The sequence below is a fragment of the Finegoldia magna genome (assembly GCF_018371055.1).
In the GTDB taxonomy this organism is placed as follows: domain Bacteria; phylum Bacillota; class Clostridia; order Tissierellales; family Peptoniphilaceae; genus Finegoldia; species Finegoldia magna_I.
This window is the reverse complement of record NZ_JAGYZD010000036.1, coordinates 1-10,666: the sequence shown is the minus strand read 5'-3', so window position 1 is coordinate 10,666 and position 10,666 is coordinate 1. Positions and strand designations below refer to the sequence as shown.

General features: G+C 31.5%; 11 protein-coding genes. 2 read left to right on the top strand and 9 right to left on the bottom strand.

Annotation, left to right across the window (positions count from 1 at the left end):
• The 4 genes from KHW44_RS02870 to KHW44_RS02855 all read right to left on the bottom strand — a co-directional run.
• Positions 1-293: recombinase family protein (locus tag KHW44_RS02870; RefSeq protein WP_304065753.1), on the bottom strand; the 293-nt coding region annotated here is incomplete at its 3' end.
• Positions 286-702, bottom strand: coding sequence for a recombinase family protein (locus tag KHW44_RS02865; protein WP_304065751.1), 417 nt, complete (start codon positions 700-702; stop codon positions 286-288). The genes KHW44_RS02865 and KHW44_RS02870, both read right to left, overlap by 8 nt.
• Positions 695-2,257 carry a recombinase family protein gene (locus KHW44_RS02860; protein ID WP_304065749.1) on the bottom strand — a complete coding sequence of 521 codons (1,563 nt, stop codon included), beginning with the start codon at positions 2,255-2,257 and terminating at the stop codon, positions 695-697. The genes KHW44_RS02865 and KHW44_RS02860 overlap by 8 nt, the downstream gene beginning before the upstream one ends.
• A 59-nt stretch (positions 2,258-2,316) precedes the next feature.
• The gene (locus KHW44_RS02855) at positions 2,317-2,526 is read right to left on the bottom strand and encodes an SHOCT domain-containing protein (protein ID WP_304065746.1); all 210 of its coding nucleotides are present in this window, start codon (positions 2,524-2,526) and stop codon (positions 2,317-2,319) included.
• A 427-nt stretch (positions 2,527-2,953) separates the two neighbouring features.
• Between KHW44_RS02855 and KHW44_RS02850 the strand changes: the two genes are divergently transcribed.
• Together KHW44_RS02850 and KHW44_RS02845 are read left to right on the top strand one after the other, a co-directional pair.
• Positions 2,954-3,757: a hypothetical protein gene (locus KHW44_RS02850; protein WP_304065743.1), complete on the top strand. Its 804-nt coding sequence runs from the start codon at positions 2,954-2,956 to the stop codon at positions 3,755-3,757.
• Positions 3,751-4,482, top strand: a complete 732-nt coding sequence (locus KHW44_RS02845; RefSeq protein WP_304065740.1) for a CPBP family intramembrane glutamic endopeptidase — start codon at positions 3,751-3,753, stop codon at positions 4,480-4,482. Before KHW44_RS02850 ends, KHW44_RS02845 begins: the two co-directional genes overlap by 7 nt.
• Before the next feature lie 42 nt (positions 4,483-4,524).
• On the opposite strand, the gene KHW44_RS02840 is transcribed toward KHW44_RS02845, so the two are convergent.
• The 5 genes from KHW44_RS02840 to KHW44_RS02820 form a co-directional block, all read right to left on the bottom strand.
• Entirely contained in the window at positions 4,525-6,198 is a 1,674-nt protein-coding gene (locus KHW44_RS02840; protein ID WP_304065737.1) for a cell wall-binding repeat-containing protein, read from the bottom strand.
• A gap of 594 nt (positions 6,199-6,792) precedes the next feature.
• Complete coding sequence (locus KHW44_RS02835) at positions 6,793-7,602, bottom strand: N-acetylmuramoyl-L-alanine amidase (protein ID WP_304065734.1); 810 nt, start codon at positions 7,600-7,602, stop codon at positions 6,793-6,795.
• Entirely contained in the window at positions 7,603-8,004 is a 402-nt protein-coding gene (locus KHW44_RS02830) for a holin family protein (RefSeq protein WP_304065731.1), read from the bottom strand.
• Between the two features lie 30 nt (positions 8,005-8,034).
• Positions 8,035-9,411 carry a hypothetical protein gene (locus tag KHW44_RS02825; RefSeq protein WP_304065728.1) on the bottom strand — a complete coding sequence of 459 codons (1,377 nt, stop codon included), beginning with the start codon at positions 9,409-9,411 and terminating at the stop codon, positions 8,035-8,037.
• Positions 9,404-10,666 (bottom strand): hypothetical protein (locus KHW44_RS02820; RefSeq protein WP_304065725.1); only part of this gene is annotated, 1,263 nt, incomplete at its 5' end. The genes KHW44_RS02825 and KHW44_RS02820, both read right to left, overlap by 8 nt.

Genomic DNA, 10,666 nt, shown 5'->3' with positions numbered 1-10,666 from the left:
TAGTCGATATTTCCTTCCATGGCTTCTTCAATCATTTTATTAAAGCCAGCTCTTTTCTTGGTATATGTTCCACTGATTCCTTCATCAGAAAAAACTCCCACAAATTCCCAATCTGGATTTCTCTTAATATAATTTGTGTAGTGGTCTACTTGAGTGTCATAAGAAGTTGCTTGTTCATCACTATCTGTTGATACCCTCGCATAGGCAGCGACTCTTAGTTTTTTCTTTTCTGATTCCTTTATGGAATTTCCTTTTTTCTTCTTCGCCGGTATTACTATAACCTTGCTATTCATCATCTATCACCTCGATTAACCTATACTTATAACTTGCTCTCTCAAAAGGATCTATAGGCAAAGTCTCTACCTCCTTATATCTAAACTTACAAGGAACTTTAATAATCTTCTCTTCCTTTTCCCAAACTCGTCCCATGGCCACTGCCCTTTCCTTTAGAATTTGACCTGCCTTTTCAAAGCTTTCTCTATCTATTATTTTAGGATAGATATCATTTCCTAAATATTTTTCGTTGGTTAATATTTTTTTAACACTTGAACTATTTTTCTTTAAACCTGCAAGGTCTGCTGACTTTATAAGAGCATTGCCTGCAAGATAGTTTTTAAAGATTTTTCTTATATTCTCAGCTTCATTTTCCTGAACTTCTAATCTTCCGTCTATTATGTTATAGCCATAACATAGTCTAGACATCTTCTTTCACTTCCTCTCTTAATACAAGTCCACACTTTAAATAAAAATCCAGAGTCTCTCTATTAAAAACTTGGATGTGGTCAATAACTTCTTCAAACAAGTCATCTTCAAAATGATCAAACATTTTACTTTTATCTAAGACTCCTATTAGTTTTTCAAGTTCTCTTATTTCTTCATCATTTCCAAGAATGGCTTTTTTATTTCTTTCCTTTTCTTTGAGTAGATAACTTTCTTCACTTGAAATTTCACTGCTTTCTTTTGCGTAAATACTTGCATCTAAAACTCCTGAAGTTATTAGTTTGTTTAAAACTTCTTTTCTTTCCTTTAGTTTTTCTAGGTTTTCTTCTATTTTTTCTATCTTCGCAACTTCTTCCTTGCTATCTACTCTCTTTAATGTTTCTAAGAGTGGCATTAAGATACTATCTTTTCCAAAGACTAGCTTGTTTACTAAAGTCACAAAAGCTAGTTTTATGTCCTTGTCTATAATAAACTTCATAGAACACTTAGTGATATCTTTTAGGTGCTCACTACAAGTCCAAGCTATATATTTATCTTTGCCATTATAGTGATGTCTCCTTTTAAAGGTTGAGCCACACTCTCCGCACTTTATTTTCCCCGATAGGCTATATCTATTTTGGTATCTTTTTGTGTTTTCTCCATTTCCTTTTGCTATAGCCCTTATCTTTATTAAGTCTTGTACTTTTTCAAAATCCGTTCTACTTACTATTGCTTCATGGCAATCTATAATTTTATATTGGTCTTCTTCTCCATTATTCTTGTGTCTTCTATAACTTTCATCTGTAAAAGTTTTTTGGTAGATGGCATCGCCTATATATTTTTCATTTTTTAAGATTCCGTTTATAGTTGACCCATGCCATTTTGCTCCTTTTTGTCCTTTAATCTTTCTTTTATTTAAGTCTTCTGCAATTTTATGCGTTCCCTTACCTGAAAGATACTGTTTAAATATTTCTTTTATTATTTTTCCTTCTTCTTCATTCACTACCATCTTTCCATCTATTTTCTCATAACCATAGGGCGGGATTGATATAATGAACGTTCCATTTTGAAATCTTTTCTTTATAGACCATTTGTTATTTTCTGAAATAGACCTGGATTCACTTTCTGCCAGGGATGAAAGTATGGATAGCATCAATTCACTTTCCATGGTTCTTGTATCAATGTTTTCTTTTTCAAAATAGATACCAATGTTTAAATCAAGGAGTCTTCTTACGATTTCCAAACAATCTGTTGTGTTTCTTGCAAGCCTTGAGATGGATTTGGTTAGGATAAAGTTTATTTTTCCATCTTCACAGTCTTTTAACATTTTTAAGAGACCGTCCCTACATTCTTTCTTGGTTCCCGTGATGCCTTCATCAAAGTATAAACCCGCAAATGTATATGTCTTGTTCTCAGATATCATCTTTTCGTAGTGTGCTTTTTGCGTTTTAAGACTTACAAGCTGAGCTTCCTCATCTGTCGATACTCTTGCATAGGCAGCGACTCTTAATATTGATTCTTCTTTTTGATTTGCTTCTATTTTGGTTATCTTTTTCATCGTCTCACCTCTCTTTCTCTTAGTGCTATATTCCCGTACAAGTGAGTATTTATCAAGTCTTATAGCAATAATTCTGAAAGAATAGGTCTAAATCTTTTAATGTTTTCTCTCCTAATTTTTCTATATTCTTCAAGACTAATTTCATCTAAAAGAAATAGGTCTTGGATGAACTTATCTGATAGATAAAAGTTAAGCTCTGCTTTTAAATCTCTTTCTGTATATTCAGTCTTTACAACTTCTTTTTCACCTTCAAACTTTTCTACTCTCATACTCCACCTCCTATATCACAGGCAAAGAAATTAAGGCTATTTTTAACCTTATTTTTCTTTCCTCTATATTCCTTAGGACATATGGAGTAACTTTGAGTAAAAATTAAATAATTTAATAATTAAAAAATTTAGATAAAAAAAGACCTATCAGTATTTATGTGCAAATACCAATAGGCCTAATATAATATTTGATTTTTATATAATGATACTGTTCTTTAAGGAGAATCTATCTCTTTGTCTCTAAGTTTTTGTAACTAAGCATCACTAGCATACTTTTGTATACCGTAGAAGACCTTTAGATAGGGCTTTTAAGAATTATAAAACTCTTTTAAGACGTTACAGAGACGAATATAAAAAAATAGGCGATGAAGTCAACGAAGATTTTTACGCTTTCTATCTGGCGCCGACTTTTAACTCTGTGAAAAGATTGGCAGAAGATATGAAGTTTGCTTTTGGTTTATTTTTAGCCAAGGATCCTGATAAGTTTATAACTAAACTTCATGATTTAAACGAAGAACGTAAAGATTTGGTTAAAAAATATCTTTCTGAATTGACACCTCTTGATAATAGCTCTATTTATGTTTATTTCACAGATGCTCAACCTGGACTTTTAGGTTTACTCGCAAACTCCGTTATGAGTACTACAGGTCTACCTACTTTTGTTTTGAATTATAGTAGTTTATCTGGTTCTGGTAGAAGCCCTTATTGGTTTTCATCTATCACAAATTTACAAGATTTTACAATATTAGGTCATGAATGTGCTTTCGGTTGTTCTTTTAAGGATATAGACGAGGTTGAAAGATTAAATGAAGCTGTTGATTTAAAAGTAAAAGAAATTATTAAAGAATCCGAAGGTAGTCCTCAAGATAATTCTGATATTTACGATTATGAAATTTTTACTGTAAGCGAAGATGGTTTATTTACTCCAGCTAGTTTATATTATGATTTCTGTAAAGAACTCAAAGTGTATGAGCCTTTCGGTCAAGGCTTTACTAAACCAGTTGGGCTTTTGCATGTTGATATGAAATATGTAAGCTATCAAGTTATGGGTAGTGAATCGCAGCATTTAAAATTGATTCTACCAAAGGGTGTTGAAGTTTTATTGTTTAATCAAGCAGATTTACTTGAAGATTTAATTAAGCGTGAAGTTTTTGATGTTGAGGGAAGTTTACAAATAAGTGAGTTTATGGGTAATGAACGAGTTCAATTTAACGGTAAAGTCTTATGTTAGATAATAAATTCAAGTTAGATAATAGGTTTAAAGCTTATTTGATATTTTCAAGTGTTATAACCTTATTTTGGTCTATAATGGGCTTTGGAGAGTTTGGCTTAATTTTATGGTTACACTTTATTGCCATAACTTTTTATGTATGTTGTAACAAAAAGCTATTAGTTAAAATTGGTAAAATCGATCCTATCGATATATTTTATCTCTTTTTAACATTTTTTAGTGGTCAAATTTTAGGAATGTTTTTAAATATTACTATAGGAGACCCTAAGTATGATCAACTGCAAGAAATGATGGCTAATAACTTGACGTTCGTTTTAATCGTAACGTTCATTACAGCCCCGTTAGCCGAGGAAGTTATCTTTAGAGGTATAATTTATTCAACACTAAAGAAAACTCTCCCTGTGAGCCTCTCAAGATGTTTACAGGCGATTTTATTTTCACTTTTTCATGGAACGTTGACTCATCTTTGTCCGACATTTATCTTTGCGTTATATCAAGCATATATTTTTGATAAGTATAAGGATTTAAAAGCGAGCATAATATCTCATATTTGCTTTAATATTTGTAGTTTTTTAATACCGAGCTTGATGCGTATTCCACTCAATAACGTGTCAGTGATAGCATCAAGTATTGCTTTTGTGATATTTAGTTTATATCTTCTTTTCAATAAATATAATAATTTGGAATTTTTTGATGATTTAAGTATATTAGAAACTTTAAGATAAAAAAAAAAGAGTAGACAATTTATGTCTACTCTTTTGTTGTTTTTAGTTGAACTCGAAGTATCCCATAGGGTCAACTACTCCGTTGTTGTTATCAGTAAACCAAATACAAGCGTATTTACCGTTAATGGCTACACCCATATTAGATAATCCAGTTAAACCATGTTTAGCTTGTTCTGGTGTAGGGTCATCCCAACCGTTTTGAGATAAGATTACATCATTATGACCTGGAGATTGTTTCCATCGTTCTAATGCGTATTGTGGGGTAAGTGTTGATACACCACCTACAGCTACTTCAAAGCCTGTTTGATTATAACCAGCAATTTCTTTAGGTTTATTCCACATCAATTTACTATATTCACCGTCTTTGGTATAGACTACTGGAGTCCAATTACCTTTATCAGACCAAGAGTGTAGGTTTCCTTCTATTCCTCTAGCGTCTACTGGGCGATTGTGTATATCGAAGTTCATATTCAAGTCGTTGATATGAGTTCTTGCGACTTTCATCAATGATTTACTAACTTTTAGTCTTTTCTTACCGTGTTGTTCTCTGTAATCATTTACAAGTTTGATTAACTCTTTTTCTTTTGCTGATAATTCTGGACTATCAACGTCTAAAAGTTTATCTTCAACTGGTTTTTCTTCTGGTTTTTCAGAAGGCTTTTCTGGCTCTGTTGGTTTTTCTTCTGGTTTTTTGTCTTCTGGTTTAGGATCAACTGGTTTTTCCTCTGGTTTTTGTTCAGAAGGTTTAGTTGTATCTTCAGCAGAAGGTTTATTTTCTTCTGGTTTAGTTGTTTCAGATGGTTTAGCAAATGTTGGAATTTCTACTTGAGTTTTTCCACCTACTACAACATAATCTTTGTTTTCAAATACGTTCATGACATATTTTGAATGTTTTGCTCTTTTTGTCAAGATAATACTTCTGTTTTCTCTTTGAGAGAATGGGGAAGCTAATAAGTTATCTGCAAATTGTTCACCATTTACAATAGTGTACTTAGAGTTTTTGATTATATCAGCTAATCTTTCAGATGTTTCATATCTATCATAACCACTGATTCTGTTGATGTTTGCTTTAGTGTAGGCTTTAAGTTCTTTTTCAACTTTTGGGCTAACTGAAGCTTTACCACCTACGATAAAGATTTCCTTTAAGTTCTTGTTGTTCTTTAAGTAGTTTTTCAAACCGTTAGGCACGTTGTCTTTTTGAGTCAATGCTACATCAGAGCAAAGTTTCTTCGATATTGAAGATGTTACTAAAGCATCTGCAAATTGTTCACCACTAACGATGATTAACTTTTCAGTATTAGTTAAACCTTTTGCGTTTGTTTCGTATCTATCGTTTCCTTCAACTCTTTCAACGTTAAGACCTAATAATTGATTTTCAACAGTTTTGCTTACTGCGTTTTTACCACCAACTATTACAACTTTTTTATGGTTGTTTAGAATAGTATATAAAGTTTTACTATCCATTCTGTCTTTTGCTGTAAAGTAGATTGGGCTATTAGCATTTGCTACTTTTGTTGCTGTGATAGCGTCTGGGAATTTTTGATAATTCATTACCACTGCTGTATCACTTTTTGTTAACTTAGCTAATTCAATAGCTGTGTCAAATCTTGATTGACCTGCGATTCTGTGTTCTTTATCAGCTAAAACATTTAAAGGCGATAACATAGACGCAGTTAATGTTAAAGCTAAAACTGATTTCAAAATTTTCTTGTTCATACTTTTTATTTCTCCTTTTCTATTATTCTAGGTTAATATTATTATATACCAAATTTCATCTAAATTTTCGATATTTCTTTAGAAATATTTTTTTTATTTATAATAACCTTTTTTGCTACGGCTTTTAACAATCATATACATTCACTTAGTGAAATGTAATTTACTTATAATTCTTTCTATATTGCAATTAGATGTATATTAATTATACACAATATAACATATTTAGATAACATGAATTCATTTGTTTTTGCACCACTTAACTAAAAAAATTAAAAAGTATAAACGTTTATTTTTCTAGGAGTGTGCATAGATAGGAAATTAGTAAAATGAGCAATAAAAAAAGACCTCTTATTTATGATCTTAGAAAATAAAATGTTTTAGAAAGGCTTGAAACAGCCACATTCTATGTTGTTAAATTGTATCATTTACACTACAGTTTTTTCTAAGACTCTCACTACTTTGATACAATTTAATTTTTAGATTTTTAAAACTACTATAAACTCTATTTGCACACCCCTATATAAATAGCGTTAAAAGGTTTTGAAATAAAAAAATAGCCTGTACCATAAGTTGATACAGGCATAATTTTTTCTATTAAATTATTTGATTTACTCTTCTCTGGATAGCATAATAGTCGTATCCAGCATTAGTTAACCTTCTTTTTCTTTCTTCTCCATTCCCCCACTTTCCACTTATAACCTCTCTAGCTAATTGGTCGATTGTCTTTCCAACTGGATATACTATCTTGCCATTAGCATCAAAAACTTTAAGTCCAAATCTATCAGCACATCTTTTAGCATTATCTAAATTCTTAAATGCTCCTTTCTGGCTTTTTACATCAGACCAAGATTTTCTAACTCTATATAACCCACCTACTGGTCTACTAACAGTTTTATTGCCTTTTAGTCTTTTATTGACCTCATTTGCTATATATGGAAATTTACTTCCTAAATACGGTCCGGGACAGTTAGTGTTTTTATACCACTCGTGCTTTTGAAGAACACCATCCTTTCCTCCAGTATAGGTGCAAGGATAGATTCCATTTCTTCTGCAGATGTCTGTCACTAAATCAATTAGCCTATTTAAAACATAATCAGAAACTAACCACTGAGGTCCTCTCGTAGAGTTCCCTACTTCAATTGTTACTGCTCTATTGTCACACCAGGAAGATGATGTTGTCCACGCTCTATTAGATTCATCTACTCCTAAAACAATAACTCCGTCTGAGCCTAAGTTATAATTGGCAGATGCTTGTCGTGACCTTGGTATAAATACACCTGCAAGATTTTTACCATTTATAACTCCAGCCGCATGGTGAATTGCAATTTTTGTTATCTTCTGATTTCTTCTTCCACTATGGTTAGGTGAGAGAATTGTTGCTTGTACTAATGGGCTATTACTCATTTATTTTTCCTCCTTGAATTGTTTTAATATATCTTTTAATTTTTCTGGTACTGGCAAACCTAAAGCTATAGAATTTTCTAAGATTGAAAGCCCTTCATTTGATATATAAAAAAAGATGATGGCTGTTCTTATCATAGTTCCATCACCTTTAATTAAATTTACATCACATAGGTTTGCTATACCTACAACTATAAAAATCATAATCTTTTTAGCTATTCCTTTGAATCCTATTGATGAAGATAGCTTTCTTTCTACACCAGCTCTCAATACTCCTGTTACATAGTCTGCTATAACAAAAGCAAGTAATGTGTAAATAAAAGCATCTATGTTCCCTAGATAGAATCCAATCCATCCCCCTGCTATGCTAAAGCAAAACTTAATTGTTTCTATGAACTTATTCATTTTCTACTCCTTTCATCTAGAGGAAACTTTTTATTCTTCCTCTGTTAACGTATAAGTTATTTTCATTGTTTTATCTGCCGTTTTCAATATTGGACTTGATAGATTATTTATCGTTCCAAGATATGGTGTGTGAAGATATAAATATTTATATAAAGTTTCATTAGAGGCGCGATATCCGATTCTAAAAGGTCCCATTTCAATTGTCGGTGTCATGATGTTTTTTAATGGCTTTCCCGAATAATCTTTGCCATAATTTTTAATTACTTTATCATCCTTTGTTATCGTGAAATCATATCCAAGTATAAAGTCTCCCCACTGATACATATAAATATCAGTATTTTCTCCTTCAGAAAAATCAGATTTGAATCCTAGTTCTATAGATGATATGTCAACTGGATTATTAGCATTCATTTTATAAATAATTCTTTTATCACTACTAATAGCATAAAGATAACCATCTTTTAATACGCTTTCTATACATCTATATATAGAATAACCATCCTCCCTTGGAAATACTCCAAAGCTATTCAAAGAAATATCCTTTAAATGCCACTCATCAAATTGCGTTGAGTAATCTTCTTTGTTTATTTTAACTCTTCTTACTAAGGACCCTTCATCATTCAAAAAACCATACCAGTAACCATCTTTGCCATCATAAAAACAACATCTATTCCAATAAAATATGGATTTGAAAAACTCTTCTAAATTGATTACTTGTTTTTCTACTTCCTGGTATCTTGCGCCAATTATTGAATCCGTTAATCCTATACTTGAAAAAGCCTCTTTGTACTTAACTATTTCCAACGTTTTATTTTCTCTTGGCCACATAGATATAAAGGTGTTTTCTTTTGGATTGCATTCTACCAGTCCTAAATATATCCTTCGTTGTTCCACACTAGTATCACAATAGGTTCTATTTAAATATAAACATGCATTCCTATTAAAATTATTCCCATAATAAAATCTCCCCGCTCTAAAATGTGTTAATGCTAATGAAGATATTCTTCCATTAGCTTGTGATGTTGAAAAATCCCAAACAAATTTATATCCGTTTTCTAGAGGTTTCGTTTCATTTAAATTGGCAGAACCTCGTAACATATCTTCAGAAGGATTAACGTTATCAGAAGCATATCCAATAATATTATTATCTGAAGGTGGAATAATATTTTCACTTTTTTCTTCTAAAGTATTTTCAAAAAGCAAAATACCTCCAAAAAGTCTGCTTGCTATAGGAAAAATTTCTTCTTTAAACTCCACTGGTCCATTATCTAAAGGGTACATCAATCCTGAAGGATTAAGCCTTATTATGTCTGGGACTGCATTAGTTATTAAGTTTTCGTCTTTATAGATTTCTTTCTCCTTAGTTCTTACATCAGTTAGCTCTATGACTGATTTACCTTTAAGCATTTCCTTCCTCCTTATCTTTAAATTCTGTATTAATTTCTTCTTTATATTTCCCAAGCATCAATCCTTGATATTTAAATCTTCCCACCTTTTCATTAAATATAATAGGTCTTGGTGCTTGACTTTCTATCTTATATTCAGCTTTCAATTTCCTAATTATAAATGAATGACTAAGTTCTATTCTCTTCCAAGATTCATCAATCTTAAGCTTTCCATCCCAAGCCTCTGTAGAACCTAAGGATTGACCAGATATAGCTGCGATAGCGTTGTCTTTACCTATCATCGCTTGTCCAGACTCAAGTCGCATTAAAACCGAAAAGTTGTTCATCGTTTTTTCTTGAAGTTTAGTTAATGGATAAAATAAATTTAGAATGTGGTCACCACTTAGATAGGTTTCCTTTGGAATATGATGTTCTATTTTTGTATCATTAAAAACATAAGTAATAACTATCCTTGTTGGTGTCTCTATATTTTCAATAAAGTTTAATTCCTCTATTTCTTCTTTTTCTTCAAACTTTGGAGGATCATAGGATTTCCCTTCATTATTTAAAATCTCTACTTGTTTCTTAACCTCCCTTGATATCTTTCTTGTTTTTTCTTCAGTGTCACAAATTATATTTAACAAAATAGATGCATTAAAAATTGCCTCCGTTTCTTTATTGGAGGCAAATTCTATACGAATTATTGGTGTATCAGTGGTAGAAACATTAAAGGCAGAATAATTTGAATAGGCATGAACTACTAATTTTTCAGATTCAATCTGATTTAAAAGCCCAACTATATTCTTATCATTCTTACTTTTCGCCTTTGATAGGTATGGATTCTTTCCTACTCCAAGAATCCTATGCTTACTATTTATCTTGTATTCTATGTCAGTGATAAGCCCTTCAATCTTCTCTTCTGCATATGAAATAGCTATTCTATCTCCTACATCAAGACTTGGGTCTCCTATAGTTACCATATCAAAAGGTGTATGATGAATCTTACAAATTTCTGTTAATAGGCTTTCACACATTCTTTTTCTTTTTTCTGGAAGTCCTAATTGCATCAATGGATTTATCCCAAGGTTCATAGTTAGACCATCATCATTTTCTAAAGAGTAGTATTCAGCTATTTTAGTCTTTGCATTTGTTGAATTGATGGCTGTGTATCTTGTTTTAAAATCTGATATTGATGAAGAAAATCTTTCTCTCGTTTTGACTTCGGTTGATATGTTTTCTGCATACTTTTTTAAAACCAATTTACCATCACGAGAAAC

Bases quoted from the DNA above. Each gene is read 5' to 3' on its own strand.
- KHW44_RS02865 (WP_304065751.1), bottom strand. From the start codon at position 702: ATGTCTAGACTATGTTATGGCTATAACATAATAGACGGAAGATTAGAA.
- KHW44_RS02860 (WP_304065749.1), bottom strand. From the start codon at position 2,257: ATGAAAAAGATAACCAAAATAGAAGCAAATCAAAAAGAAGAATCAATA.
- KHW44_RS02855 (WP_304065746.1), bottom strand. From the start codon at position 2,526: ATGAGAGTAGAAAAGTTTGAAGGTGAAAAAGAAGTTGTAAAGACTGAA.
- KHW44_RS02845 (WP_304065740.1), top strand. From the start codon at position 3,751: ATGTTAGATAATAAATTCAAGTTAGATAATAGGTTTAAAGCTTATTTG.
- KHW44_RS02840 (WP_304065737.1), bottom strand. From the start codon at position 6,198: ATGAACAAGAAAATTTTGAAATCAGTTTTAGCTTTAACATTAACTGCG.
- KHW44_RS02835 (WP_304065734.1), bottom strand. From the start codon at position 7,602: ATGAGTAATAGCCCATTAGTACAAGCAACAATTCTCTCACCTAACCAT.
- KHW44_RS02830 (WP_304065731.1), bottom strand. From the start codon at position 8,004: ATGAATAAGTTCATAGAAACAATTAAGTTTTGCTTTAGCATAGCAGGG.
- KHW44_RS02825 (WP_304065728.1), bottom strand. From the start codon at position 9,411: ATGCTTAAAGGTAAATCAGTCATAGAGCTAACTGATGTAAGAACTAAG.